Below are 25,210 nucleotides of genomic sequence, written 5' to 3' on the forward strand. Positions count from 1 at the left end.
CATCCGCCGCGGCGGGGTTCTTTTTCTTACGGGCCCGCGCACCCCGCCCCCGGCCGCGTCCGCGTGTGCCCTCACCAGCGGAAACTGGCCCGAAAGCGAAGGCCACTGATGCAAAAACGCGTGAGATTCTCAGCGGTCGGTGGCGTCGTTCGGCCTAGGGTGGACTCATGAGGGTCACGATCACGGGCTCGTCGGGCTTGATCGGCTCGGCGCTGGTGCGGTCGCTGCGCGCGGACGGCCACGAGGTCGTCCGGTTGATCAGGAGGGAACCGACCCGGTCGGACGAGGCGCGCTGGTCTCCCCCGGACCGCTGTGTCGAGGCGGCGTCGCTGGACGGCGCGGACGCGGTCGTGCACCTGGCCGGGGCCGGGATCGGCGACCGTCCATGGACGAAGGCCTACAAACGCAAGATCCGGGACAGTCGACTGACCGGCACCCGGACGATCGCGGAGGCCATCGCCGCCGCGAGTTCCCGGCCCTCCGTGCTGGTCTGCGGTTCCGCGATCGGCTACTACGGCGACACCGACGGGCGGGAGGTCGACGAGAAGGCCCCCGCCGGACGCGGATTCCTCGCCACGCTCGTCCGCGACTGGGAGGCCGCGGCCGCCCCGGCCAGGGAGGCCGGGGTCCGGGTCGTCCTTGCGCGCACGGGCGTCGTCCTGGCCCGTGACGGCGGCCTGCTCGGGTCCACGCTCCCCCTGTTCCGGCTCGGTCTCGGCGGGCGGCTCGGCGACGGCGACCAGTGGACGAGCTGGATCTCCATCGACGACCAGGTCGCCGCGCTGCGGTTCCTCATCGAGAACGAGATCGCCGGTCCGGTCAACCTCACCGCCCCGAACCCGGTGACGAACGACACCTACACTCGGGCGCTCGGCCGTGTCCTGCACCGGCCGACCCGGGTGAAGGTTCCGAAGGTCGCGTTGCGGACGGCGTTGCGCGAGTTCGCCGACGAGGGGCCGCTGATCAGCCAGCGGGTCGTGCCGCGGCGGCTGGCGGAGGCCGGGTTCCGCTTCGCGCACGAGGACGTGGACTCGGCCCTGCGTGCCGTGCTGTGAATTCCAAGAAAACGCCAAAGTCCCCGCTGAATCCGCTCGGTGGTCGTACGGTGACGGTGAGATGGCCCGACCCACGAGGAGGGTGAATGAGCACCGACGGACAGCCGCACATCCTCGCGATCGGCGGAGGGAGCTTCGTCCCGGACGGGCGGGACGGGCACACACCGAGCCCGCTGCTGCGCTACGCGTTCGACCTGACCGGCCAGGACCGCCCCAGGGTCTGCTTCCTGACGACGGCGGTCGGCGACGGCGCCGAGTACGTGTCCCGGCTCTACGCCGCGTTCTCCTCGATGGACGCCGAGGTCGGCCATCTGGCGCTGTTCCCGATGCCGAACGTCGCCGACGTCCGCGCGCACCTGCTCAACCAGGACCTGGTGTACGTGTCCGGCGGTAGCGTCGCGAACCTGCTCGCCCTGTGGCGGCTGCACGGGCTGGACGAGATCCTGCTGGAGGTGTGGCAGGAGGGCGTGGTGCTGTCCGGGCAGAGCGCGGGCGCGCTGTGCTGGCACGTCGGCGGAACCACCGACTCGTTCGGGCCGCAACTGCGGCCGCTGACCGACGGGCTCGGGTTCCTGCCGTACTCGTGCGGCGTCCACTACGACAGCGAGCCGCAGCGCCGCCCGCTGCTCCAGCAGCTCGTCGGCGAGGCGACGCTGCCGAGCGGGTACGCGGCCGACGAGGGCGTCGCGCTGCACTACGTCGGCGCCGAGTTCGTCCAGGCCGTCTCCTACCGGAAGGACGCGGGAGCATACCGCGTCGAACCGGACGGGCCGGGAACGGCGAAGGAGTTCCGGCTGGAGCCCCGGTTGCTGGCATCCCCATAGGTACCGGTCGATCCGCGAGGCTTTAGGCTGGCTCGTGTGAGCGATGTGGGCGTACGCGAGCTTGTGGTGGTGCACGCGGGGTTCGGCGCGGCGGCCGTCCCCTACGAGGAGGGGTGGGAGCTGCAACGGCGCACCCATGCCCTGCGGGTCGACGACGCGATTCCCGACACCGTCCTTCTCATGGAGCATCAGCCCGTCTACACGGCGGGCAAACGGACCGCGCTCGCCGACCGGCCGCTGGGCGACCCCGGCGCCCCGGTCGTGGACGTGGACCGCGGCGGCAAGATCACCTGGCACGGTCCGGGCCAGCTCACCGGCTACCCGATCGTCCGGCTGACCGATCCGCGGGACGTCGTCGGGTACGTCCGGCTGTTGGAGCAGATGATGATGGACGTCTGCGCCGACCTCGGCCTGGCGACCGTCAGGGTGGAGGGACGCAGCGGCATCTGGGTGCCCGGCGCTCCCGACCGCAAGATCGGCTCGATCGGGATCCGGGTGGCGCAGGGCGTCGCGATGCACGGGTTCATGCTGAACTGCGACAACGATCTGGGCTGGTTCGACAAGATCGTCCCCTGCGGGATCCGGGACGTGGGGTCCACGACCCTCAGCCGGGAGCTCGACCGGAACGTCACGGTCGCCGAGGTCGTGCCGCTGGTGGAGCGGCATCTGGCCGCGGTGCTCGGCGCGGACGGCACCCTGCACCGCACCACGGCCCAACTGGAGGCCCTGCGGGGCGCTCAGCCCGCGGTGGCCATCACCTTGTAGACGGCCTGACCTTCGGTGGCGGCGGCCTGGAAGAACTCGGTGAGGCCCCGGTAGGCGGGTTCGAGGATCCGGTCACGGGCGTCGGCGTCGAGCCGGTCCGCGTCCTGGACCCCCGCCTCGCCCATCGCCGCGGGGTCGTACCGTCCGGCGACCGCGCCGAACGGTGTCGCGACGAGATGGTCGGCGGAGAGCTTCACCCGGTCCGGCGCCAGGTAGATGACGTCCATGCCGAGTTCGTCGGCGCCGTCCTCGGTGAGCAGCCGCCCACCGCACACGATGTCCGACTCGGGCTGGCGTCCCTCCCACGGGTCGCCGGTGCAGAGGTAGTGCATCGCCTGCCACGCCCGGCCGAGGTCGAACAGGGCGGACGCGCCGCGGCGGCGCCAGTGGGCGTCGCCGAAGACGTGGCGCGCGATCCGGCCGGGATCGGGCTCACCTTCCAGCACCGGCGGCACCCTGAGGTACGACATTGCCAGGCCCACTGCGGTCCTCCTGCTGACGCTGTTGCGTGACGACAGGGAGTCACCTTAGAGAGATCCACCGTGGTCCACGGCCGAAACGACACGAATCGACCGGGCGGAGAAGGTACTGTCATACGTTCGATACCGCACCGATACGGCTTCGAGGCCCGCCGGACGACTCCGGCCCGGTCCGCCGAGTGCGACGAGACGAGTCCCACCATATGCCCAGACGGCCCGGTGTGCCGACGTCGTTGACCGCGACGTACGCTGGGATCCGTGACGACGGTGACACCTGAGGGACGCAGGCTACTGCGCGTCGAGGCGCGCAACAGCCAGACCCCCATCGAACGCAAGCCCGACTGGATCAAAACGCGGCTGAAGATGGGCCCGCAGTACCGGGAGCTCAGCGGCCTGGTGAAGGCGGAGGGCCTGCACACGGTCTGTCAGGAGGCCGGGTGTCCCAACATCTACGAATGCTGGGAGGACCGCGAGGCCACGTTCCTGATCGGCGGTGACCAGTGCACCCGGCGTTGCGACTTCTGCCAGATCGACACCGGCAAGCCCGCCGAGCTCGACCGTGACGAGCCGCGCCGCGTCGCCGAGTCCGTCGCGACGATGGGCCTGAAGTACGCCACCGTGACCGGTGTCGCCCGCGACGACCTGGACGACGGCGGCGCCTGGCTGTACGCCGAGACCGTCCGGGCGATCCACGCCGCGGTTCCCGGCTGCGGTGTCGAGCTGCTGATCCCCGACTTCAACGCCGTCCCCGAGCAGCTCGCCGAGGTGTTCTCGTCCCGGCCCGAGGTCCTGGCGCACAATGTGGAGACCGTGCCGCGGATCTTCAAGCGGATCCGTCCCGCGTTCCGCTACGAGCGTTCCCTCGAGGTCATCACCCGCGCCCGCGAGGACGGCCTGGTCACCAAGTCGAACCTGATCCTCGGCATGGGCGAGACCCGCGAGGAGATCTCGCAGGCGCTGCGCGACCTGCACGACGCGGGCTGCGAACTCATCACGATCACGCAGTACCTACGGCCGAGCGCCCGCCACCACCCGGTGGAGCGCTGGGTGAAGCCGGAGGAGTTCGTGGAGCTGTCCGCCGAGGCGGAGGAGATCGGCTTCGCCGGTGTCATGTCCGGACCGCTGGTCCGCTCCAGCTACCGCGCCGGCCGCCTCTACCGCCAGGCCATCGAGGCACGAGCCTAGGGCCTGTTGCAAAGCGGCCTCACCCCACACACGAACGCGTGACCCGCCCGATGCAGCGATGCCGAAGGCGAGCGAAGCCGGGCGGATCGCGAAGCGATGCGCGTTCGCCCAGGAACGGTCACGCAGCGAGCCGCCAGGCGAGCGCAGTGGGCCGGTCCTGCAATCAACACAGCGAGCCGCCAGGCGAGCGCAGTGGGCCGGGCCTGCAATCAACACAGCCCGGTCCGGGGGCTGTCGGGATCGTGACTCGACACCACTATTCTTGTGTCCATGTCGAAAACGCCCACGGACGGGGCCCAGGAGCGTCCGGGCCGCCTCAAGCAGATCCGCATGGTCGCGCAGGTGCTCCGGCAGGCCGACCCGAAGGCCCTGCCGATCGTGTTCGCCTCCGCGCTCGGCACCCTGGTCGTCGTCGTCCTCATCGGGCTGATCTTCGACCAGCTGTGGTTCTTCATCCCGCTGGGTGTCCTGGCGTCCCTGGCCGTCGGCATGATCGTCTTCGGTCAGATGGCCCAGCGCGCCCAGTACAAGGTGATCGCCGGGCAGCCGGGCGCGGCCGCCGCGATCCTGAAGAACATGCGCGGCAACTGGACGGTCACCGAGGCGGTCAGCGGGAATCGCAACCTCGACATGGTGCACCGCGCGGTGGGACGTCCCGGCGTGGTCCTGGTCTCGGAGGGCCCGCGCAACCGCGTCGGGCCGCTGCTCGGCGCGGAGAAGAAGCGGCTCTCCCGCGCCGCCCAGCAGGTGCCGATCTATGACGTGCAGGTCGGCACCGACGAGGGCCAGATCCCCGTGGACCGGCTCCAGCGCCATCTGATGAAGCTGCCCCGCAACCTCACCAAGGGGCAGGTGGCGGAGCTGAACGACCGGTTGCAGGCGCTGCCCCGGTCGATGCAGATGCCGAAGGGGCCCATTCCCAAGGGCGCGAAGATGCCGAAGGGCCCGAAGCCCAAGATGCGCTGACGAGGCGCCCCTCTCGGGGGCGCTTCCGTCTAGAGGGTGACGACGACGGTGTTGCTCGCCCGGTCGTGCAGCCCCCGGTAGTCGCGGTCCCACAGGAGCGCGGGAACGACGAGGACCAGCAGCAGCGTCCTGGCCAGGGCCCAACCGAGGCCGACGGGCCGTCCGTCCAACCGCGCGACGCGGACACCGCAGATGCGCTTGCCGATCGTCACGCCGACGAACGCGGTCAGCACCCACGCCTGGATCGCGAAGATGATCATGGTCCACATGCTGCGCTCCGCCGGTTCCCAGCCGAACGACCGCGCCAGCAGGCTCGCGACCAGCATCGACAGGCCCCAGTCGATGAACAGCGCGACCACCCGCCGACCGTAGGGCGCGACGGCGCCGCTGCCGCTCTCCGGAAGGTTGAGCCGCTCACCCGGCTTTCCGAGATCGACCCCGGCCGAGGGCGCCCCGCCGAGCCACGTCTGCGTCCACCGCGGCCCGCCTTTACCACTGCTCATGGCCCTACGCTATCCGGTCGCCCGGCGAGCCCCGACCCGGCTCCCGCCGGGCGCGTAACACGGCGGAAACATATGAGATACGGCCGGGAAACGGCGCCGTCCTAGCCTGCCAGGAGCCGAGTATCGCCCCGAGGAGGCCTGATGTTCAGCAACGCCGACGAGGTCCTGGGATACATCAGGAACGAAGGTGTGCAATTTGTCGACTGCCGCTTCGTGGACCTGCCGGGCAAGATGCAGCACTTCACGTTCCCCGTCGAGAGCTTCGGCGAGAGCGTCTTCACCGAGGGGCTGATGTTCGACGGCAGTTCCGTCCGCGGCTTCCAGGAGATCCACGAGTCGGACATGCTCCTGCTCCCGGACCCGACCACCGCCGTGATCGACCCGTTCCGGCAGCACAAGACCCTGAACCTGAACTTCTTCGTCCACGACCCGCTGACGGGCGAGCCCTACAGCCGCGACCCGCGCAACGTCGCGAAGAAGGCGCAGGACTATCTGCGCGGCACCGGCATCGCCGACACCTGCTACTTCGGCCCCGAGGCCGAGTTCTACATCTTCGACGACGTCCGTTTCGAGACGAAGCAGAACGCCGGTTACTACTACCTCGACTCGGTCGAGGGCGCCTGGAACACCGGCCGCGAGGAGGCCGGCGGCAACCTCGGCGCCAAGCCCCCCTACAAGGGCGGCTACTTCCCCGTCCCGCCGATGGACCACTACACCGACCTGCGGTCGGAGATGGTCGCGCAGCTCCTCACCGCCGGCATCCATGTCGAGATGCAGCACCACGAGGTCGGCACCGCGGGCCAGGCCGAGATCGACTTCCGGTTCGACACGCTGTTGAAGACCGCCGACCAGCTCATGCTGTACAAGTACATCGTCAAGAACGTCGCGCGCGCCGCGGGCAAGACCGTCACGTTCATGCCGAAGCCGATCTTCGGCGACAACGGCTCCGGCATGCACTGTCACCAGTCCCTCTGGAAGGACGGCGCGCCGCTCTTCTACGACGAGGTCGGCTACGCGGGCCTGTCCGACAACGCCCGCTACTACATCGGCGGCCTGCTCAGGCACGCCCCGTCCCTGCTGGCGTTCACGAACCCGACCGTGAACAGCTACCACCGTCTCGTCCCCGGCTACGAGGCCCCGGTCAACCTGGTCTACTCCCAGCGCAACCGGTCCGCCTGCATCCGCATCCCGATCACCGGCTCGAACCCGAAGGCCAAGCGCGTCGAGTTCCGCGTTCCGGACCCGTCCTGCAACCCGTACCTGGCGTTCTCCGCCATGCTGATGGCGGGCCTGGACGGCATCAAGAACAAGATCGAACCCGCCGAGCCGGTGGACAAGGACCTCTACGAGCTCCCGCCCGAGGAGGCCCGCGCCATCCCGCAAGTTCCGGGCAGCCTTCCCGAGGTCCTCGCGGCCCTGGAATCCGACCACGACTACCTCCTCGAAGGCGGCGTCTTCACCCCGGACCTCATCGAGACCTGGATCACGATGAAGAACGAGTTCGAGATCGACCCCATCCGCCTCCGCCCACACCCCCACGAGTTCGAGCTGTACTACGACATCTAGCCCCGGCGGGCGCGCTGATCGGTGATCCGATCAGCGCGCCCCGCCCGGCCCCCGCAGGCGACGGCCTTGAGCTTGGCCCTCGATGCGATCACGCTGACGGGGTGACCACGAACCAGCGGACGCGGAGCGCCTCGGGGCGCCCTGACGAGACGATCGGGGACGCGCCCCACTATCGCGCCTACCTCCCGACCGGCGTCGCGCTGGTCTTCGCTCTCATGGTGATCGGTCCTCTGATACCGCTGTGGGTCCTGGTCCTGAACCCATGGCTACCGGACCAGTTGATGATCATTGCCGCGTCCCTCATCAGCGCTTCCCTCGCAGGTCTTCCCGTCCGGCGGGTCGTGCTGTCACCCGACGGCCGCCTCCTCATCACGGGGTTCGGGCAGCGGATCGATGTCGATACACGTGAACTCACCGCGATCACCGTGTCCCGGTGGGCACACGCCGGGTTCGGTTTCGCCGTGGTCCATTGGAAGGGCGGCCGGTTCCGGGTCTGGCAGGCCATGAGGTACCAGTCGAGTCCACCGACCCGTTTCGGCAGGCTGTTCCGCCAGCGACCCGTCGCCGAAGACTTCCGCACCCTGGTGTATCGCCTTTGGCTGAGCAACCCGTCCATGACCGTCGAGGGTGTTCCACCGCCGATGTGGTGGCGGTCGCCGAACGGTGGACAACATCCGGGCGGGGTCGCTGGCCTGCACTGACCCGGCCCGGTCCGGATCCGGTAGGAATCTTGCATGTCTGGGCTTCTCGTTCGCCGTGCCGATGCCGCCGACCGGCCCGTCCTGGAGCGGCTGTGGCTGATGTTCGCGCACGACATCTCACCGTTCCACGACCTGCTCCCCCAGCCGGACGGGACGTTCCGCAGCGACCGACTCGACGCCGCGTTTCGTGACCCCGGCTGGACCGCCTACCTGATCAAGGACGGTGAGACCCCGCTCGGGTTCGCGGTCGTTCGCGGCCTCAAGGACCAGACGCGCGTCATGAACTCCTTCTTCGTCGTGCGCGGCGCCCGTAGAACCGGGGTCGGCCTGCGCGGCGTCCGGGAGGTGATCACCGCGCATCCGGGTCACTGGGAGATCCCCTTCCAGGACGACAACGACGCGGCCGCGCGCTTCTGGCGGCGCGTCGCCGCCACGCTGGCACCGGACGCGTGGACGGAGGAGCGCAGACCCATCCCGGGCCGCCCTCACTTATCGCCCGACGTGTGGATCTCCTTTTCGATCACCGATCCCTGCGCCGGGTGAGGACGAAGAGCCGATCGCGCCACCGTCGGGAGCCGGACCTGGGAGAGCGCGCGTCCACCACGAGCGGTGCCAGCCGCGCCGACACCTCCACGCACGTTCCGCGGAGGTCGTGGCATGGCCGCAGCGGGTCGCCCGTCGAGGAGATGAACCAGGGGACACCACCCACCCCGGCCTTGACGCTGATGCTCTCGCCGATCATCGGCAGCGACGGCGAGAACACGCGCAGCAGCGGCGTGGCCTCGTCGTAGCGCGGGACGCACGTCCAGCCCGCGAACGCCAGAGCGTCGGCGAGGGCGTCTAGGTGGGCGCTCATTCGCCGCGCCACACGATGGCGCCCGTCGCCGCGTCCCGCCACGCCTCCCCCACGGTGCGCAGGTCGATGTAGGCGGCGCTGCCGTCCGGCGCGAGCGCGACCTTCCGCACCTCCCCCGACGCCCTGCCGTCGACACGGCGGAGCGCCTGATGCACGTGCCGGATCGCGGCGTCCCGATCATCGGTCACCCCGCTCCGCCCCGCATCCGCCGCCCGGACGTCCCACGCGTACAGTCGGGGGACTTCGAAGAAGCCGCGCCCGCTAGGAATGTTCTCTGTCACGGAGCACAGACTCTCCGTGTCTTCGGTCGCGAAGGGACGGGATTTCTGTCCCCTGTGTCACACCAGTAGGCCGATACGATCAGCCAATTCTCGGGCATCTCGCCGCAAGGCGGGCGTGCTTTCTTTGGCGAGTTCCACCGCCATTCGGCGCGCGTAGCCGTTGTAGCGGATCGTCTCCGGAGCGGTGCGGTAGGCGTGTTCCAGGGCGCCGAGTGCGGCCCCGGCGTCGTTGGCCAGCCGCCAGGCCCGTGCCTCCTCGATCAGGTGACGACCGCGCCGGGGCTGCGACGGGATGGCGGCCGCGTCCGTCTTCCGGACGTGCCTGCGGGCCTCACCGCCGTGGCGGAGTTCGACCGCGATCGTCACGGCGTGGGCGTTCATGATGACCCGTGAGAACGAGGTCATCGGGTCGTAGTGCGACGCCGGAAGGCTTTGGGCGATCCGATCGGCCCGATCCCACCATCGCCAGGCCGTGCCGCTCTGACCGGCCCGGGCGGCGGTGTACGCGACCTCGTGGTGGAGGGCGCCCCACATCGCGCGCAGCTCGTCGTCGGTGTCGTCCACGCTGGACTTGAGCAGTTCGAGGCCCTCACGGTTGACGGCCTCGGCCGCATCGAAGTCTCCGGCGTCTCGGTGTGCCTGCGCCGCCAGCCACACCGCGCCGCCGAACGCCTTGGGGTCCTCTGATTCCTCGGCGGCCATGATGCTGCGCTCCACGACGCGCCACAGAAGGTCGGCGGAGGGCTGGTAGGCGAGGTAGAACTGCGTGAGGTTGTAGACGCGGGCGAGCAGCGACAGGGCACGCCGACGGTCCGGCCCCTCGTAATCGCGCGCCGCACGTTTCGCATCGCGGATCAACTCGGGGAGCAGGCCGCCCAGGACGGTCCGATGATCAGGGGCGGCGTGCCGGGCGCGCCATGCCGCGTCCAACCGAGCCTGAAGGTGATCCAGCGGGCTCGGCGGACCGGTCATCGATACGGCCACGGCGTTGATCGCGTCACGCACGTCGTTGAGCGCGGGGTGGCCGGGACCACGGAACATGCTCATGGGCAGAGGCTCACCACCGGTGAGTTTGGCGACATCCCGCAACTTGAGCGCCTCGGCCAGGCTGAGCAGGGTCGGCAGCTTGGGCTGGCCGATCTCACCGCGCTCGACGGCCTTGATCCACCGCGCGTTCCTGCCGATCAAGCCGCCCAGAACCTCGCGGGACATGCCACGTCGCTCTCGGTGGTATTTGATGCGCTGCCCAACGGTGAGGTCCGGGTCGGCGGGGTCGATGCGCCGGTCGTTCAAGGCACTGCACCTCCCTGTTCGGTGGTTCCAGGCTAGGTGGGAGCGCTGACATCATGTGGCGGAGCGCGCGAGTTGGGGGCGGGGTGACGGACGAGCGCAAGGGTGCGCTGCGGCGTACGCGGCTCTCGTGTGCCATCGGATGATCGATCACGAGCAGACGGTGATGGGTGCGGGTGAAGCGGCTCGCGGACGGGACGTTCCGGCACGGCCCGGTGCACGGGGCCCGAGGTCGTCAGCGTGGCGAACGCCCTCGACTCCATACCGACGGGCTCCGGCCTGCGGGTCATCGAGGAGGAGCGCCTCGCCCCTCCCGGTGCGGGAAGAACGCGCCGAGAGGGGCTGTTGAGCGGAAAACCAGGCGATCAGAGGGGACGGCGATGGCCGAGGTCAGGGTGGAGCGCACCGAGGACGGGTTCCAGGCCGTCAACGATCGGGGCGCGCGGGTCGCGATCGGGGACTCCGGTGAGGAGGGCGTGTTCACGCCGGTCGAGTTGTTGCTGGCGGCGCTCGGTGGCTGTGAGCTGGTGACCGTGGAGCCGCTGACCGCGCAGCGTGGGCATCGGATGGTGCGGCTCGCCGCGCGGGTCCAGGCCGACAAGGTCGCGACGAGCACGCTCGGCACGATCACGGTCACCTATGACGTCGAGCTTCCCGAGGGCGACGCGGACGCCGCGGACGTGCTGCGGGCGGTGGCCGGGCGGGTGCACGAGAAGTACTGCACCGTCGGCAACGCCCTGCGGGAGCCGATGCGGGTCGACCAGGTCGTGTGAGCCCGTCCGGGTGCGCCGATCGGGGGGGCGGCGCACCCGGACGAGCGGTCAGTAGCGGAGGCCGTGCCCGTACGGGTAGAGACCCTTGATCGTGACGGGCAGGCGTCCGCCGGGCTGCTCGCCGAAGACGACGCGGGCGGCGGCCTTGTGCATGGTCAGGTCGATCCGCTGGGTGCGCGCGGTCGTCCCGTAGGTGGCGATGTACGCCTTGACGTCCGGGTAGGAGGTCAGGTCGTACGGCAGGCCGATCGCGATCGCCGCCACCGGCTTGCCCGTCGCGCGCAGGGCGTCTACGAGCTTCGCCTGGCCCGGGGGCAGTTTCCCGGACGAGAACGTGGCGACGAGGATCCGGTCGGCGGACGCGGCGCGCTTGACCGCCTCGGCGATCTCGGCGTCGGTCGGGTCGGTGGTCGCGGACTGCCAGGCGTCCACCGGGCCGTCCGCGACGGCGGCGATCTCGTCGGCGAGGACCTGGGTCTGGACGGCCCCGGCGACGAGCGTCCTGTCACCGGAGTCCGGGTCGAAGGGGAGGACGTCCCCGTCGTTCCTCACCAGGGTCGTGGCGGCGATGCCCATGTCCAGGGCGCGGCGCAGGAAGTGGCGGTTGCCGGAGACCTTCTCGGCGGTCTTCGGGTCGACGTAGCGGTGGTCCGCCACCCGGTACTTGCACTTGAGGGCCAGGACGCGGCGCACGGACGCGTTCACCCGTTCCTCGCTCAGGGAGCCGTCGCGCAGGGCGTCGGCGAGCGCGTCGACGGCCTCGGCGTGGGTGGCGTAGTCGCCGGTGGCCATGACGACGTCCGCGCCCGCGTTGATCGCCATGACGGTGGCCTCGCGGGTGCCCCAGTTCTTGGCGATGGCGTCCATGTCCATGGCGTCGGTGACGATGAGCCCGTCGAACCCCATCTCCTGGCGGAGCAGGCCGGTCAGGACCTTCGGCGACAGCGTGGCGGGCAGTTCGGGGTCGACGGCCTGGACCACGACGTGCGCCGTCATGATCGAGTCGGCGCCCGCCTCGACGGCGCGGCGGAACGGCGGCAGGTGCACCGCGTCCAGGGTCGCGCGGTCGTAGGTGACGGTCGGCAGTTGGAGGTGGCTGTCGAACTCGGTGTCGCCGTGCCCGGGGAAGTGCTTGGGCGTGGCGATCGTCCCGGCCCGCCGGTAGGCGCGGACCTGCGCCTCGACGAGGTCGGCGACCAGGGCCGTGCGCTCACCGAACGAACGGACCCCGATGATCGGGTTGGCGGGGTTGGTGTTGACGTCGGCGACCGGCGCGTAGTTCCAGTGGAAGCCCATCGCGCGGGCCTCCGTCGCGGTGATCACCGCGGCCTCGCGGGCGAGATCGCGGTCACGGGCGGCGCCGAGGCCCATGGCGTTGGGCAGCGGCGTGGTGCCCAGCCGCACGTTGTGGGTGGTGCCGAACTCGAAGTCGCCGGAGATCAGCAGCGGCAGGCCCAGCCGGGTGTCGCGGGCCAGGCGCTGCATCTGGTTGGCGTAGCGGGCCGCGCGGTCCGGTGTGGCCGGCTCGTGGGTGAGAATCGAGCCGATCTTCAGTTCCTGGACGGCGCGGCGGGCGTTCTCGGTCGGCCGGTCGTCCGCGTCGGCGCCGGTGGACGCCATGACCATCTGGCCGACCTTCTCGGCGTCGGTCATCCGGGCCAGTTGGGCGTCGGGGTCGCAGCCGCCGCGTCCGGACCGCTGTTGCGCCTGGACGGGCGGGGTCAGCGCCAGCCCGACCGCCGCGATCACGGCGACGGACAGCAAGGCTCGGCCGCTGTTGTTCATGCTGTGCCTCCCTCGGGCTTGATGGTCTAGACCAGTCCATACCGCCCTGGAGGATCAATGGTGAATGTTGCCAAAAACGGGATTCATCGGGCAGGCGGCCCGTTCAGCCGCAGGTGGCCCCGGCGCGCGGGACGGTCCCGTGGAACAGGTAGGCGTGGACGGTCGAGCGGACGCACCTGTCGCCGGTGTCGTAGGCGCCGTGCCCCTGCCCCCTGAGGGTGAGGAGCGCCGCCCGTCCGCCCAGTTCCCTCGTCAGCGCGTGCGCCCACCGGTAGGGGGTCGCCGGATCGCCGGTGTTGCCGATGACGAGGATCGGCGCGGCGGACGGCGCGGAGACCCCGCGGGCCGTGGCGTCGCCCGGCACCGGCCACCCCGTGCACTGCAGGAGCGCCCAGGCCATGGACGTCCCGAAGACCGGCGAGGCGCGGCGGAACGCCGGCAGCAGGCGGCGCACGTCGGCGGGGCCGTGCCGGTCGGTGCCGTCCGCGCAGGTGATCGCGGTGTTGGCGGCGGTCAGGTTGGTGTAGGCGCCGTTCTCCTGACGGCCGTTCTGGGCGTCGGCGAGCAGGAGCAGCAACGTGCCGTCGTGGCGTTTGACCGCGTCGACGAGGCCCTGCGCGAGGTACGGCCAGGCGTCCCGGGAGTACAGCCCGGCGACCACCCCGGTCGTGCCGAGACTCTGGGTGAGCCTCCGGCCGCCGAGCGTGGGCAGCGTCCGCGTGTCGAGCCGGTCGAGGATCCGTGCCACGGACCGCACCACGGACGGGCCGTCCGTTCCGAGGGGGCACGACCTGCGGCCGAGGCGGGCGCACGCCCTTCCGAACTCGCCGAGGGCGCGCTGGAACCCGGCCGCCTGCTGGAGCGCGAGGTCGGCGCTGCCGATCGTGGTGTCGACCGCCCCGTCGAGGACGGCGCGCCCGACCCGGTGCGGGTACCGGTGCGCGTAGGCGCCACCGAGCCAGGTGCCATAGGAGATCCCGAAATAGTGGAGTCTGTCGTCGCCGAGCGCCGCGCGGATCAGGTCGAGGTCGCGGACGGCGTCGACGGTGCCGACATGCGGCAGGAGCCTGCCGGAGCGGGCCGCGCACTCCTTGTTGAAGGCCGCGCGGCCGCCGATGTAGGCGGCCCGCTCGGCGGCGGTGTCGGGGCTGTCGTCCAGGGCGAGGAGCCGGTCCATCTGGCGGGCACCGGCGCACCGCACGGGGGCGCTGCGCCCGACGCCACGCGGGTCGAAGCCGACCAGGTCGTAGCGGGCGCGCAGGGCGTTGTACTGGCCCGCGACCTGCGCGAGCGTGGTGACGCCGTCGCCGCCCGGGCCGCCGAAGTTGAACAGCAGGGAGCCGATGCGGTGCCGCGGGTCGGTCGCCGGAACCCGGATCAGGGCGATGCCGATCTTCTCTCCGGACGGTCTGGAGTGGTCGAGGGGCACCTCCAGCGTCGCGCAGCGGAACAGGGACGCGGGCGGGCTCGCGCCCCGGGGGAGCTTCGGCAGGCCGGTGCACCGCTTCCAGTCCGGCGCTGCGGCGGTGGCGGCCTCGGTCGGGCTCGGTAGACTGGTGAACGCCGCCTGGCGTGCGCGGGTACTGCCGGCGGAGTAGTGCGGGCCGGAAGCGGCCATCGCTGCGGCGCCGACGGTGATAATGCCAACTATCACCCAAAAGCGGCCCATTCGTCCCCCCGTTCGTGTCGTGGGGGGCGCTGCTGACCTACCCGGGGGCTCCTATGCTGACTCCTGATCAACTCCTTAGGCTCCACGCGGGGGAAGCGGAGGGGGAGGTGTCCCCAAGGCCTATCCCCCGAAAGTCCGGACACCGCATCGGGGTCGTACTACTCAGGTCTGAGACGAAGACCATTCGTCGCGGTGATCTCAATCAGGGGGCCGTGCGGCAAAGATAGGTACCATGGCTCAACCGCCCCCCCACACAGCGGCCGCAACGACGCGGCGACGGGTGCTCACCGCGCCTCCGGTGTGGCGTGAGCTTCTTCTGGTCGTGCTCTTCTATGCCGGATACACGCTGACGCGCATCGTCCTGGTCCAAGACGGCACCGGACCGGCGTTCGCCCACGCCGACGAGATCCTCGGCGTCGAACGCGCGCTCGGAATCGACATCGAGCTGTCCCTGAATCATACGCTTCTCTCGGTGCCCTGGTTGGCGCGCACGGCGAACGTCTTCTACGCCACGATGCACTTCATCGTGACGCTCGGTGTCGTTCTGTGGCTGTATCGTTACCGGCCCCAGCATTACCGCTGGCTGCGCACGTCCATCATGGTCGCCACCGGTCTCGCGCTGATCGGCTTCTGGCTGTACCCGCTGGCCCCGCCGAGGTTCCTGCACAGTGAGGGTTTCGTCGACCCGGTGACGGCGCTGCACTCGCTCGGCCTGTACGCCAGCGACGCGTCGGGAACCCTCACCAACCAGTACGCGGCGATGCCGTCGATGCACGCGGGATGGTCGCTGTGGTGCGGCCTCATCCTGGCCAAGCTGGCGACCCAGAAGTGGGCCAAGGCCCTCGGCGCGCTGTACCCGGTCACGACCGTGTACGTGATCCTGGCCACCGCCAACCACTACGTGCTGGACGCGGTCGCCGGGACGGCGCTGGTCGGCGGCGCGCTGTGGGTGTCGTGGATCCTCTACACCAGATGCCCGAGACCCCTGGTCGTCGCGTGGGCCCACGTCTCGGCCCGGGTCGCGCTGCGCGCCCGTCCCAGCACCCGGGAGGCGCGTCCGGGCGCCACCGCGGCCACACGGGCCGCCGCCACCCGGAGCTCCGCGACCGCGGGCGGCGCCACCCGATATTGATCGAGCCCGCCGCCTCCCCACGACCCCATGTACATCTCCAGGAGTACATGGGGTCGGTCGTGTCGGGGGGGCGGGCCGTTCAGTCGGCCCCGTAGAAGACCCGGTCGACGACGGCCCGGGCCCGGCGGGCGTGCCGGCGGTAGTCCTCCAGGAGGTCGCCCGGGGCCGGGTAGCCGAGCACCCGGGAGACGGCGCTGCGCTCCCGGTGGTGGTCGCTCGGCAGCAGGTCGGACGCGCGGCCCCGCACCAGCATGAGCGAGCCGCGGATCCGGGTGGCCAGGCACCACGCCTCGGCGAGGACGCCCGCGTCCGCGGCGTCCAGGAACCCGGCCGCCACCGCCGCGTCGAGCGCGTCCAGGGTGCGGGTGGTCCGCAGCCCGGGGGCCTCGTGGGCGTGCTGGAGTTGGAGGAGCTGCGCCACCCATTCCACGTCGGAGAGCCCGCCGGGGCCCAGCTTGGTGTGCAGCCGCCGGTCGGCGCCGCGCGGCAGCCGCTCGGACTCCATCCTGGCCTTCAGCCGCCGGATCTGCCGGACGGCGTCGTCGTCGACACCGCCCTCCGGCCAGCGGACCGGGTCGATCAGGTCGCGGAACCGGTCGCGCAGCTCCGGATCGCCGATCAGCGGGTCGGCGCGCAGCAGCGCCTGCGCCTCCCACGGCTGCGACCAGCGGGCGTAGTAGGCGGCGTAGGACGCCAGCGTCCGGACGAGCGGCCCCCGCTTCCCCTCGGGACGCAGGTTCGGGTCGATCTCCAGCGGCGGATCGGGCGCGGGCAGCGCGAGGAGGCGGCGCAGCTCCTCGGCGACGGCGTGGGCGGCGCGGCCCGCGGCCCGCTCGTCCGCGCCGGGCTCCGGGTCGTGGACGAACATCACGTCGGCGTCGCTGCCGTAGCCGAGTTCGTGCCCGCCGAACCGGCCCATGGCGATCACGGCGATCCGGGTCGGCACCGGCCGTCCCGACTCCTGCTCGACCTTGGTGACGGCGGCGTGCAGCGCGGCCTCGACGGTGGCGGCGGCGATGCCGGTGAGCGCCTCCCCGACCACCCGGACGTCCACGAGGCCGAGCAGGTCGCCGACCGCGACCCGGAACAGCTCCCGGCGGCGCAGCCCCCGCACCACCGCGACCGTCTCCTCGGCGGGCGTCGCCCCCTCGGCGTGCCGCCGGACCGCCGACAGCGCCTCCGCGCGCAGCGCCTCGAACGGGCGGGGCGTCAGGTCTGCGTCGGTGCCGAGCATCGCGACCGCGTCGGGGGCCCGGAGCAGCAGGTCGGTGGCGTAGCGGCTGCACCCGAGGACCCACGCCATCCGCTCGGCGACGGTCACCTCGTCCCGCAGCAGCCGCAGATACCAGGGGGTGGTGCCGAGCGCGTCGCTGACCTGCCGGAACCCGAGCAGGCCCGCGTCGGGGTCGGGGGCGTCGGCGAACCAGCCGAGCATGACCGGCAGCAGCGTCCGCTGGATCGCGGCTCGCCGCGACACGCCCGAGGTCAGCGCCTCGATGTGCCGGAGCGCGCCCGCCGGGTCGGCGTAGCCGAGCGCCTCCAGCCGCGCGCGGGCCGCCTCGGGGGTGAGCCGCGCCTCCCGGCCCGGCAACCGCGCCACCGCCAGCAGCAGCGGCCGGTAGAACAGCTTCTCGTGGAGGCGGCGGACCTCGCGGGCGTGCCGCCGCCACAGCGCGGTGAACTCCCCGACGGGGTCGGCGCGCAGGCCGAGGGCGCGGCCGAGGCGGCGCAGGTCGGCCTCGTCGGCGGGGACGAGATGGGTGCGGCGCAGCCGGTGCAGCTGGACGAGGTGCTCGACACGCCGCAGGAACCGGTACGCCGCGGCCAGCGCCGCCGCGTCGTCGCGTCCGACATAACCGCCGCGGGACAGGTCGGCGAGGGCGTCGAGGGTGGCACGGGCGCGCAGCGTCTCGTCGGCGCGGCCGTGGACGAGCTGGAGCAGCTGCACGGCGAACTCCACGTCCCGCAGCCCGCCGGGCCCGAGTTTGAGCTGGCGTTCGGCGTCGGCGGTGCGCCGGTCCAGGTCGGCCTCGACCCGGCGGCGCATCGCCTGGACGTCCTCGACGAAGCTCTCGCCGCCGGCGGCCCGCCACACGATCGGGGTGATCATGTCGAGGTAGCGGCGGCCGAGGTCCGCGTCCCCGGCGACGGGACGGGCCTTCAACAGCGCCTGGAACTCCCAGGTCTTGGCCCACCGCTCGTAGTAGGCGCGGTGGCTGGCGAGGGTCCGCACCAGCGGGCCCGCCTTGCCCTCCGGGCGCAGCGCCGCGTCCACCTCCCACAGCGCGCCCTCCGCGGTGGTGGCCGAGCAGGCCCGCATCATCGCCGCCGCCAGCCGGGTCGCGGCGCGCAGGGCCGCCTCCTCCGACCCGCCGGGCCCGCCGGACCCGTCGTCGCGCGGCTCGGCCACGAAGATCACGTCAACGTCGCTGACATAGTTGAGTTCGCGTGCCCCGCACTTGCCCATGCCGATCACGGCGAGCCGGCACGAGCCGTGTTCGGGGACCTCGGCGCGGGCGATCGCCAGGCCCGCCTCCAGCGCGGCGGCGGCGAGGTCGGCCAGTTCGGCGGCGACGTCGGCGACGTCCGCGGCGCCGACCAGGTCGCGTCCGGCCAGCGCCAGCAGCCGCCGCCGGTACGCGACGCGCAACGCGGCCAGGGCCTCCGCGCCCGCGCCGGACGCCACCGGCTCCTCGGCTGACGGGTCGGCGCCCACGGCGGCCAGCAGGTCGTCGCGGAGGCTCCCGGTGTGCTGCGGAGTGCCGTCGCGCAGGGCCCGCCAGTGCTCCGGGTGCCGGACGAGATGGTCACCGAGCGCGGCGCTGACCCCGAGGACGGTGGTGAGCCGCTCCCGCGTCCCCGGCTCCTTCGCCAGCGCCTCGCGGAGTTCCCCACCGACTCCCCTCTCCTCGGCGGACGGCAGCAGCCGCAACAGCCCGTCCAGCGCCAGATCGGGGTCGGCGGTGCCGCCGAGCGCTTCGAGGAGAACGTCGAGAAGATCGTCCTTGTCGACGTCGAGAAGGAGCCGTTCGGCGCGGGCCGCGTCGGTGAAGCCGAGCCTCGCCAGGCGTCCGGCGAGGGAAGAGCGGCGCTCGGGCGTCCGGGACTCGGTCACGGGGTCCACCGTAATCCGGTGGACCGTGTCACAGGACGGCGAGGAGCCGTTTGCGCTCGAACTCGGTCACCTGGCGGCGGTAGTCCTCCCACTCCTGCCGCTTGTTGCGCAGGAAGAAGTCGAACACGTGCTCGCCGAGGATGTCGGCCATCAGCTCGCTGCGCTCCATCGCGTGGATCGCCTCGTCCAGGTTCTGCGGGAGCGGCTCGATGCCGAGGGCGCGCCGCTCGGCGACGGTGAGGGCCCACACGTCGTCCTCGGCGCCCGGCGGCAGCTCGTAGCCCTCCTCGATGCCCTTCAGCCCGGCGCCGAGGATCGCCGCGAACGCCAGGTAGGGGTTGGCGGCCGTGTCCAGCGACCGGAACTCGATACGGGTCGAGTGCCCCTTGTGCGGCTTGTACATGGGGACGCGGACGAGCGCCGACCGGTTGTTGTGCCCCCAGCAGATGTACGAGGGGGCCTCTCCCCCGGCCCCGGCGGCGGACCCGACGTTGCCCCACAGCCGCTTGTAGGAGTTGACCCACTGGTTGCACACCGCGGTGATCTCCGCGCAGTGCCGCAGCAGCCCCGCGATGAACGCCCGCCCCACCTTGGACAGCTTGTACTCGGCGCCCGGCTCGTAGAAGGCGTTGCGGTCGCCCTCGAACAGTGACATGTGGGTGTGCATTCCGGAGCCGGGATGCTCGGTGAACGGCTTCGGCATGAAGGACGCGTGCACGCCCTGCTCCAGCGCGACCTCCTTCATCACCAGCCGGAACGTCATGATGTTGTCGGCGGTGGTGAGCGCGTCGGCGTACCGCAGGTCGATCTCCTGCTGGCCGGGTGCGCCCTCGTGGTGGCTGAACTCCACCGAGATGCCCATGGCCTCCAGCATCGTGATCGCGTTGCGGCGAAAGTCGTGCGCGGCGCTGTGCGGGGTGTGGTCGAAGTATCCGGCCGCGTCCGCGGGCTCGGGTTCGCGACCGTCCTCGGGCTTGTCGTTCAGCAGGAAGAACTCGATCTCGGGGTGGGTGTAGAACGTGAACCCGAGGTCGGCGGCGCGGGCGAGGGCCCGTTTGAGGACGTAGCGGGGGTCGGCGAAGCTCGGCGTCCCGTCCGGCATGAGGATGTCGCAGAACATCCGTCCGACGCCCGGGGACTCCGACCGCCAGGGCAGCACCTGGAACGTGGACGGATCCGGCTTGGCGATCATGTCGGCCTCGTACACCCGGGCGAAGCCCTCGATCGCCGAGCCGTCGAAGCCGATGCCCTCGCCGAAGGCGCCCTCCAGCTCGGCGGGCGCGACGGCCACGGACTTCAGGAACCCGAGCACGTCGGTGAACCACAGCCGGATGAAGCGGATGTCGCGCTCCTCCAGCGTCCGGAGCACGAACTCCTGCTGACGGTCCACAACTTCTCCCTCGATGCCGCCTGCCGCTACCACGCAGTATGCCCGGCCGCTGTTACCGCGACGTTACGTGCGCGCGGCGCCCCCGGACGTTCCCTTCGGACGTTACCTCCGTCCGGAACATATCCGACCAGCCGGGCCAGTCGGGCAACTCGGTCAACTCTCCGGGCCCGGGTCAGTCGGTCTCGCCGACACGGGCGGCCGCCGGGTCGAGGACGCGGGACAGGAACGTCCGCGTCCGCTCGTGGGCCGGGTCGTCGATCACCCGCGCGGGCGGGCCCTCCTCGACGACCACGCCGTCGTCCATGAACACCACACGGTCGGCGACCTCGCGGGCGAAGCTCATCTCGTGGGTGACGACGAGCATGGTCATCCCCCGTCCCTCCCCCGGCCGGGCCAGGCCGCGCATGACGCCGAGGACGTCACCGACGAGTTCGGGGTCGAGCGCGGACGTCGGCTCGTCGAACAGCATCACCTCGGGCCCCATCGCGAGCGCCCGGGCGATCGCGACGCGCTGCTGCTGACCGCCCGACAGCTGCGCCGGATAGGAACCGGTCTTGTCGGCGAGCCCGACGCCCGCCAGGTGCTCGCGGGCGATCCGCTCCGCCTCCGCCCGTCCCCGCCGCAGCACCTTCCGCTGCGCGATCACGACGTTGCCGAGTGCCGTCAGGTGCGGGAACAGGTTGAACGACTGGAACACCATGCCGATCCGGCGGCGGACGGCGTCGATGTCGACCTCGGGGTCGGTGACGTCCACGCCGCCGACCCTGACCGTCCCGGCGGACGGTTCCTCCAGCAGGTTGACGCAGCGCAGCAGCGTCGACTTGCCCGACCCGGACGGGCCGATGACGCAGACCACCTCGCCGGGCGCGACGCTCAGGTCGATGCCGCGCAGCACCTCGTTCGTCCCGAACGCCTTGCGCAACCCGCTGATCTCGATCGCGCCGCCCGGCGCGCCGCCGGACGTCTCCTTCTTCGGCTCCGTCATCGCCGCCCCCGGCGCTGCCGCGCCTCCAGCCGCCGGGCCAGCAGACTCAGCGGAATCGTGATGATCAGGTAGCAGATCCCGGCCACGATGATCGGGGTGGTGTTGCCGACCTGTCCCGCGAGGTCGCGGCCGAACTTGGTGAGTTCCCGCTCCTCCAGCACGATGCCGAGGAACAGCACGAGCGAGGAGTCCTTGCACAGCAGCACCAGCTGGTTGGTGAGGGGCGGGATGACGATCCGGAACGCCTGCGGGATGACGATCGACGACATCGCCCGGCCCGCCGACATGCCGAGCGACCGCGCCGCCTCCGTCTGCCCCTTCGGCACGGCCTCGATCCCGGCCCGGATCGTCTCGGCCATGTAGGCGGCGCCCGCCAGCCCGAGCGCGAGACCGGTCTGCCCGACGGCCCCGCCGGGCGCCGGGGAGCCGAACGCCAGCGGCACGCCCACCGTGATGAAGATGAAGATCAGCAGGAGCGGCAGGCCGCGGAAGATCTCGATGTAGACGGCCGCGAACCAGCGGTAGGGCGCGACCGACGACAGCCGCATCAGCGCGACGACCAGGCCGAGCGCCAGCCCGATCCCGAACCCGACCGCGGTGTACACGACGGTGTTGCGCAGGCCGACCGTGATGATGTCGGGGAACAGGTCCCGGGCGACGTCCCAGTTGGCGAAGTTGTCGCGCAGTCGCTCCCAGTCGGCCAGCAGCGCGACCAGCACGACCACGGCGAGGAACAGCCCGTACTGGCCGCCGAGCGACAGTTGCCGGCGGCGCCTGCGCGAGAGCCCGCCGGGCGCCGCCGCCTCGACCGGCTCAGCCGTCACGAGCCGGCGCCCGCGGACGGCATCGGCCCGATCCACTTCTCATGGATCCGCCGGTAGGTGCCGTCGGCCTTCGCCTGCGCGATCACCTGGTCGGTGAGCTTGACGAGTTCGGGGTTGTGGCCCTTGCGCATCCACAGGCCGTACTGCTCGCCCGTGTTGAGGTTCGCGACGATCTCGTAGGCCGCGTTCGCCGGGTCCTTCAGCCAGCCCTTGACGACCGGGTCGTCCTGGACGATGACGTCGACCTGCCCGGTGCGCAGCGCGTCCAGTTCGGCGTTGGAGTTGTCGAACGAGCGCGGGTCGAGGCCCTTGCCTCGGACGAAGTCCTCGCCGGTGGTGCCGGCCTGCGAGCCCAGCTTGAGCTTCTTGGCCTTGACGTCGTCCAGCGAGGTGACGCCGCTGCCCTTCTTCGCCATCAGCGACTGTGTGGCGTCGAAGTAGGGGGCGGACACGTCCATGAACTTCACCCGGTCGGGCTTGATCGTCATGCCGCCCATCTGGATGTCGCACTTGCCGGCGTTCAGCGCCGAGCCCGTCCGCATCGTCTCGAACGGCGTGTCGACGATCTTCTGCTCGACCCCGAGCCGCTTGGCGACGAGATCGATGATGTCGACGTCGAACCCGACCACCTTGCCGGACTTCTTGTCCTCGAACTGGAACGGCGGGTACGGCAGATGGGTGCACGAGGTCAGCGCGCCCTTCTCGATGAGCTTCACCCCCTGCACCGTGGCGCCGTCGTCGCCGCCGCACGCCGATGCGGTCAGCGCCAGGGCCGCCAGCCCCGCGCCCAGTACCCAACGCCTCGTCCGTCCGGACACGTTTTCCTCCTGTGGGAGCGATCTTCGATTGGGGAGCGATCGGGTGGAGTTCATACGTGGGTGGCAGTCGAACTATCCCACGCCGGTCCACACGCGCGGGAGACCGAACGACGGGGAAATCGAGATCATCCCCGCCGATCGGTTTCCCGAAAATTGACGTGCCGATCGAACGCCCCCGACGAAATGATCATTAACGTGGTCAGGGTCGTGGACATCTCTCTTCTTCTCTCGATGACCGACCGGGTGCCGGCACTGGCCGCCGCCCCGTCGGCGATGCATCCGGAGTCGTGGCGACTGGGCGCGCAGGTGGAGACCTGGGCGCGCGGGCGCGGGCTGGTGCTCGGAGATCCGGACACCTCGCCGCTCGGCCGGGCCCGCTGCGAACGGCTCGCCGCCCGGGTATTCCCGTCCGTCGACCTCGCCGCCGTGGACCTGTTCGCCCGCTGGTTGACCTGGACGCTCGCGCTGGACGACACGCTGGACCACCCGCCGCTCTCCGACAGCGGCAGCGCCGTCCACGCCCTCTATGACGACCTGTTGCGCGCGATGCGGCGCGGCCACGCCCGGCCGGGGGCGCGCCCGCTGGAGACCGCGCTGGTGGAACTGTGGGACGTCACGTCCACGGGCATGAGCCGCGAGTGGCGCCGCCGGTTCATGTTGCAACTGGAGGCGCACCGGGACGGCTGCGCGGAGGAGGCGGTCAACCGCCGTGTCCGGCAGGTCCCGACGGAGGCGCAGTTCGCGTCGCTGCGCCGCCGGGCGTGCGGCCCGTTCCTGTACGACCTGGTGGAACCCGTCCTCGGCGTCGAGCTTCCGGCGCGGCTGCTGCGGACGCCGAGCTGGAAGACGCTCGCGCACAGCGTCGCCGACGTCGTGGCCTGGTCCAACGACGTCGCCTCGCACGATCTGGAGGCGGCCCGCGGCGACGTCCACGACCTGCCCGCCGTCCTCGCCCACGCGCGCGGCGTCGCCCCGGGCGACGCCGACACGATCGCCGCCCTGGTCGCCGGGCGGATCACCGACCGGCTCGAGGACGCCTGGACGGCCGCGCGCCGGCTCCCCGAGATGCTCGACCGGCTGGAGCTCACCGTCGCGCAGCGCGCCGCCGCCGCGCAGGTCGTCAAGGTGCTGCTGGACGTCCCCCGCGCCCACATCGACTGGCTCGCCGAGTCGGGCCGCTACGAGCCGCCCGGCGCGAGCCCGGCGCCGGGTCGTCTGGACGCGCTCGCGTCACTGCGCTGACGGGCCCATGAGGGCGTCGCCCGCGGCCGTGCGGACGTAGAGGACGCGGCGACCGAGCCGATGACCGGTGACCAGGCCGCACGCGCGCAGGACGCCGATGTGCTGGCTGACCGCCCCGGGCGTCACGCCCATCCGCCGCGCCAGCTCCCCCGTCGAGGCGGGCGTCGCGAGCGCGACGAGCAGCGCGGCGCGGCGGCGGCCGATCAGCGCGGCGAGCGCGTCCCTCCGGTCGGCGGGCGGGCGTCCCGTCTCCCAGAGGGTCGCCACACCGGTCGGCGGGTAGCTGAGCATCGCCTGGTAGGGCGGCACCATCACCGACACGTTCGGCCACACGAACACGCTCGGAACGAGCAGCAGGCCCTGCCCGTCCAGGCCGCCGTGGAACGTCCAGCGGCGGTCGACGCGCAGCGTCCCCGACCCCCAGGACACCGCCTCGTGCAGGTCGCCGAACACTCCCGCGGCGCCCTGCGCGGCGAGCGCGGCCGTGCGGCGCAGCACGTCCCCTTCGAGCAGGTCGCGGACGCGCGTCCAGTACGGTTCGACGGCGGCGACCCAGTACCGTTCGAGCGACTCGACCAGGACGTCGAGGGCGCGTTCGGGGTCGTCGACCATCGCGTGCCACGCGGGCGTCGGGCGGCTCCGGTGCTCCACCTGGCGCAGCTCCGCCGCGACGACGTCGAGCGGCGTGTCCCCGACGGTCTCCAGTTCGGCGTCCAGGTCCGGTAACGGGGTGGCGGGCGGCGGGGTGAGGAAGTCGGGAATGTACCCGGAGGGCCGGACCACCGCGCCGAGCGGTCCGAGATCGAGCCCGCGCAGCCGGGGACGGACGGCGTGCACCCACGGCAGGTGCAGGGCGTGCCCGGACGGGTCGGCGAGCACCCGCAGGCTGCGCACCAACTCCCACAGCGGCGAGAACGCGAACCGGACGCGCGCCACGTCGTCCGGGGCGAACACGAATTCGATCATTTAGCTCAGGCTAAATCAGTTTCGTGGGCGGGTGCGCGGC

24 protein-coding genes are annotated in these 25,210 nt (G+C 71.4%); 11 read left to right on the forward strand and 13 right to left on the reverse strand.

Annotated features, from left to right (window positions below; genetic code table 11):
- Positions 1 to 167 precede the first annotated feature (167 nt).
- The 3 genes from BZB76_RS15640 to lipB all read left to right on the forward strand — a co-directional run bounded on the left by BZB76_RS15640 (position 168) and on the right by lipB (position 2,644).
- Entirely contained in the window at positions 168 to 1,055 is an 888-nt protein-coding gene (locus BZB76_RS15640; protein ID WP_121435092.1) for a TIGR01777 family oxidoreductase, read from the forward strand.
- A gap of 86 nt (positions 1,056 to 1,141) precedes the next feature.
- A complete protein-coding gene (locus tag BZB76_RS15645) occupies positions 1,142 to 1,879 on the forward strand; it encodes a Type 1 glutamine amidotransferase-like domain-containing protein (RefSeq protein ID WP_121435093.1) in 738 nt (245 codons plus the stop codon).
- A 36-nt stretch (positions 1,880 to 1,915) separates the two neighbouring features.
- A complete protein-coding gene (gene lipB / locus BZB76_RS15650; protein WP_246006969.1) occupies positions 1,916 to 2,644 on the forward strand; it encodes a lipoyl(octanoyl) transferase LipB in 729 nt (242 codons plus the stop codon).
- Here lipB and BZB76_RS15655 read toward each other — a convergent pair.
- Entirely contained in the window at positions 2,617 to 3,090 is a 474-nt protein-coding gene (locus BZB76_RS15655) for a DUF1877 family protein (protein ID WP_246006970.1), read from the reverse strand. The genes lipB and BZB76_RS15655 overlap by 28 nt on opposite strands.
- 291 nt (positions 3,091 to 3,381) lie before the next feature.
- Between BZB76_RS15655 and lipA the strand changes: the two genes are divergently transcribed.
- Together lipA and BZB76_RS15665 are read left to right on the forward strand one after the other, a co-directional pair.
- Positions 3,382 to 4,308 carry a lipoyl synthase gene (gene lipA / locus BZB76_RS15660; protein ID WP_121435096.1) on the forward strand — a complete coding sequence of 309 codons (927 nt, stop codon included), beginning with the start codon at positions 3,382 to 3,384 and terminating at the stop codon, positions 4,306 to 4,308.
- A gap of 270 nt (positions 4,309 to 4,578) precedes the next feature.
- Complete coding sequence (locus tag BZB76_RS15665) at positions 4,579 to 5,274, forward strand: DUF4191 domain-containing protein (RefSeq protein ID WP_121435503.1); 696 nt, start codon at positions 4,579 to 4,581, stop codon at positions 5,272 to 5,274.
- 29 nt (positions 5,275 to 5,303) lie between these two features.
- Here BZB76_RS15665 and BZB76_RS15670 read toward each other — a convergent pair whose 3' ends face one another.
- Positions 5,304 to 5,777 carry an RDD family protein gene (locus BZB76_RS15670; protein ID WP_121435097.1) on the reverse strand — a complete coding sequence of 158 codons (474 nt, stop codon included), beginning with the start codon at positions 5,775 to 5,777 and terminating at the stop codon, positions 5,304 to 5,306.
- Positions 5,778 to 5,918: 141 nt separating this feature from the next.
- On the opposite strand from BZB76_RS15670, the gene glnA (BZB76_RS15675) reads away from it, so the two are divergent.
- The 3 genes from glnA (BZB76_RS15675) (at position 5,919) to BZB76_RS15685 (ending at position 8,587) form a co-directional block, all read left to right on the forward strand.
- Complete coding sequence (glnA, locus tag BZB76_RS15675) at positions 5,919 to 7,343, forward strand: type I glutamate--ammonia ligase (protein WP_121435098.1); 1,425 nt, start codon at positions 5,919 to 5,921, stop codon at positions 7,341 to 7,343.
- 101 nt (positions 7,344 to 7,444) lie between these two features.
- The gene (locus BZB76_RS15680; RefSeq protein ID WP_121435099.1) at positions 7,445 to 8,044 is read left to right on the forward strand and encodes a hypothetical protein; all 600 of its coding nucleotides are present in this window, start codon (positions 7,445 to 7,447) and stop codon (positions 8,042 to 8,044) included.
- A gap of 33 nt (positions 8,045 to 8,077) precedes the next feature.
- On the forward strand, positions 8,078 to 8,587 hold the full coding sequence (locus BZB76_RS15685; RefSeq protein WP_121435100.1) for a GNAT family N-acetyltransferase: 510 nt from the start codon (positions 8,078 to 8,080) through the stop codon (positions 8,585 to 8,587).
- Here the strand turns inward: BZB76_RS15685 and BZB76_RS15690 are convergent.
- The 3 genes from BZB76_RS15690 to BZB76_RS15700 form a co-directional block, all read right to left on the reverse strand.
- On the reverse strand, positions 8,565 to 8,900 hold the full coding sequence (locus BZB76_RS15690) for a hypothetical protein (protein ID WP_121435101.1): 336 nt from the start codon (positions 8,898 to 8,900) through the stop codon (positions 8,565 to 8,567). The two genes, BZB76_RS15685 and BZB76_RS15690, sit on opposite strands and share 23 nt — an antisense overlap.
- Positions 8,897 to 9,088 carry a hypothetical protein gene (locus BZB76_RS15695; RefSeq protein WP_121435102.1) on the reverse strand — a complete coding sequence of 64 codons (192 nt, stop codon included), beginning with the start codon at positions 9,086 to 9,088 and terminating at the stop codon, positions 8,897 to 8,899. Before BZB76_RS15695 ends, BZB76_RS15690 begins: the two co-directional genes overlap by 4 nt.
- Positions 9,089 to 9,238: 150 nt before the next feature.
- A complete protein-coding gene (locus BZB76_RS15700) occupies positions 9,239 to 10,474 on the reverse strand; it encodes a helix-turn-helix domain-containing protein (RefSeq protein WP_121435103.1) in 1,236 nt (411 codons plus the stop codon).
- 377 nt (positions 10,475 to 10,851) lie between these two features.
- Between BZB76_RS15700 and BZB76_RS15705 the strand changes: the two genes are divergently transcribed.
- Complete coding sequence (locus tag BZB76_RS15705) at positions 10,852 to 11,244, forward strand: OsmC family protein (RefSeq protein WP_121435104.1); 393 nt, start codon at positions 10,852 to 10,854, stop codon at positions 11,242 to 11,244.
- A gap of 48 nt (positions 11,245 to 11,292) precedes the next feature.
- Here BZB76_RS15705 and BZB76_RS15710 read toward each other — a convergent pair whose 3' ends face one another.
- Together BZB76_RS15710 and BZB76_RS15715 are read right to left on the reverse strand one after the other, a co-directional pair.
- Positions 11,293 to 13,029: a glycoside hydrolase family 3 protein gene (locus BZB76_RS15710; RefSeq protein WP_121435105.1), complete on the reverse strand. Its 1,737-nt coding sequence runs from the start codon at positions 13,027 to 13,029 to the stop codon at positions 11,293 to 11,295.
- A 103-nt stretch (positions 13,030 to 13,132) separates the two neighbouring features.
- On the reverse strand, positions 13,133 to 14,647 hold the full coding sequence (locus BZB76_RS15715) for an alpha/beta hydrolase (protein ID WP_121435106.1): 1,515 nt from the start codon (positions 14,645 to 14,647) through the stop codon (positions 13,133 to 13,135).
- 283 nt (positions 14,648 to 14,930) lie between these two features.
- Between BZB76_RS15715 and BZB76_RS15720 the strand changes: the two genes are divergently transcribed.
- Entirely contained in the window at positions 14,931 to 15,830 is a 900-nt protein-coding gene (locus BZB76_RS15720; RefSeq protein ID WP_246006971.1) for a phosphatase PAP2 family protein, read from the forward strand.
- A gap of 79 nt (positions 15,831 to 15,909) precedes the next feature.
- Here BZB76_RS15720 and BZB76_RS15725 read toward each other — a convergent pair whose 3' ends face one another.
- The 5 genes from BZB76_RS15725 to BZB76_RS15745 all read right to left on the reverse strand — a co-directional run bounded on the left by BZB76_RS15725 (position 15,910) and on the right by BZB76_RS15745 (position 22,962).
- Entirely contained in the window at positions 15,910 to 18,945 is a 3,036-nt protein-coding gene (locus BZB76_RS15725; RefSeq protein ID WP_246006972.1) for a bifunctional [glutamine synthetase] adenylyltransferase/[glutamine synthetase]-adenylyl-L-tyrosine phosphorylase, read from the reverse strand.
- 28 nt (positions 18,946 to 18,973) lie between these two features.
- Positions 18,974 to 20,335, reverse strand: coding sequence for a type I glutamate--ammonia ligase (gene glnA, locus BZB76_RS15730; RefSeq protein WP_117399339.1), 1,362 nt, complete (start codon positions 20,333 to 20,335; stop codon positions 18,974 to 18,976).
- 172 nt (positions 20,336 to 20,507) lie between these two features.
- A complete protein-coding gene (locus BZB76_RS15735; RefSeq protein ID WP_121435108.1) occupies positions 20,508 to 21,320 on the reverse strand; it encodes an amino acid ABC transporter ATP-binding protein in 813 nt (270 codons plus the stop codon).
- Positions 21,317 to 22,144 (reverse strand): amino acid ABC transporter permease, encoded by an 828-nt coding sequence (locus tag BZB76_RS15740; RefSeq protein WP_121435505.1) that lies wholly within the window; start codon positions 22,142 to 22,144, stop codon positions 21,317 to 21,319. The genes BZB76_RS15735 and BZB76_RS15740 overlap by 4 nt, the downstream gene beginning before the upstream one ends.
- Positions 22,141 to 22,962: a substrate-binding periplasmic protein gene (locus BZB76_RS15745; RefSeq protein ID WP_246006973.1), complete on the reverse strand. Its 822-nt coding sequence runs from the start codon at positions 22,960 to 22,962 to the stop codon at positions 22,141 to 22,143. Before BZB76_RS15745 ends, BZB76_RS15740 begins: the two co-directional genes overlap by 4 nt.
- Before the next feature lie 195 nt (positions 22,963 to 23,157).
- On the opposite strand from BZB76_RS15745, the gene BZB76_RS15750 reads away from it, so the two are divergent.
- The gene (locus BZB76_RS15750) at positions 23,158 to 24,204 is read left to right on the forward strand and encodes a terpene synthase family protein (RefSeq protein WP_246006974.1); all 1,047 of its coding nucleotides are present in this window, start codon (positions 23,158 to 23,160) and stop codon (positions 24,202 to 24,204) included.
- Here the strand turns inward: BZB76_RS15750 and BZB76_RS15755 are convergent.
- Positions 24,193 to 25,170, reverse strand: a complete 978-nt coding sequence (locus BZB76_RS15755; protein WP_121435110.1) for an ArsR/SmtB family transcription factor — start codon at positions 25,168 to 25,170, stop codon at positions 24,193 to 24,195. The two genes, BZB76_RS15750 and BZB76_RS15755, sit on opposite strands and share 12 nt — an antisense overlap.
- Between the last annotated feature and the right edge of the window lie 40 nt (positions 25,171 to 25,210).

Source organism: Actinomadura pelletieri DSM 43383, assembly GCF_003634705.1.
In the GTDB taxonomy this organism is placed as follows: domain Bacteria; phylum Actinomycetota; class Actinomycetes; order Streptosporangiales; family Streptosporangiaceae; genus Spirillospora; species Spirillospora pelletieri.

Excerpts from the sequence above, each read along its gene's own strand:
- BZB76_RS15665 (WP_121435503.1), top strand. The coding sequence starts at position 4,579 with ATGTCGAAAACGCCCACGGACGGGGCCCAGGAGCGTCCGGGCCGCCTC.
- BZB76_RS15705 (WP_121435104.1), top strand. The coding sequence starts at position 10,852 with ATGGCCGAGGTCAGGGTGGAGCGCACCGAGGACGGGTTCCAGGCCGTC.
- BZB76_RS15720 (WP_246006971.1), top strand. The coding sequence starts at position 14,931 with ATGGCTCAACCGCCCCCCCACACAGCGGCCGCAACGACGCGGCGACGG.
- BZB76_RS15670 (WP_121435097.1), bottom strand. The coding sequence starts at position 5,777 with ATGAGCAGTGGTAAAGGCGGGCCGCGGTGGACGCAGACGTGGCTCGGC.
- BZB76_RS15735 (WP_121435108.1), bottom strand. The coding sequence starts at position 21,320 with ATGACGGAGCCGAAGAAGGAGACGTCCGGCGGCGCGCCGGGCGGCGCG.
- BZB76_RS15690 (WP_121435101.1), bottom strand. The coding sequence starts at position 8,900 with ATGAGCGCCCACCTAGACGCCCTCGCCGACGCTCTGGCGTTCGCGGGC.
- glnA (WP_121435098.1), top strand. The coding sequence starts at position 5,919 with ATGTTCAGCAACGCCGACGAGGTCCTGGGATACATCAGGAACGAAGGT.
- BZB76_RS15715 (WP_121435106.1), bottom strand. The coding sequence starts at position 14,647 with ATGGCCGCTTCCGGCCCGCACTACTCCGCCGGCAGTACCCGCGCACGC.
- BZB76_RS15685 (WP_121435100.1), top strand. The coding sequence starts at position 8,078 with ATGTCTGGGCTTCTCGTTCGCCGTGCCGATGCCGCCGACCGGCCCGTC.
- BZB76_RS15710 (WP_121435105.1), bottom strand. The coding sequence starts at position 13,029 with ATGAACAACAGCGGCCGAGCCTTGCTGTCCGTCGCCGTGATCGCGGCG.
- BZB76_RS15645 (WP_121435093.1), top strand. The coding sequence starts at position 1,142 with ATGAGCACCGACGGACAGCCGCACATCCTCGCGATCGGCGGAGGGAGC.
- BZB76_RS15755 (WP_121435110.1), bottom strand. The coding sequence starts at position 25,170 with ATGATCGAATTCGTGTTCGCCCCGGACGACGTGGCGCGCGTCCGGTTC.
- BZB76_RS15640 (WP_121435092.1), top strand. The coding sequence starts at position 168 with ATGAGGGTCACGATCACGGGCTCGTCGGGCTTGATCGGCTCGGCGCTG.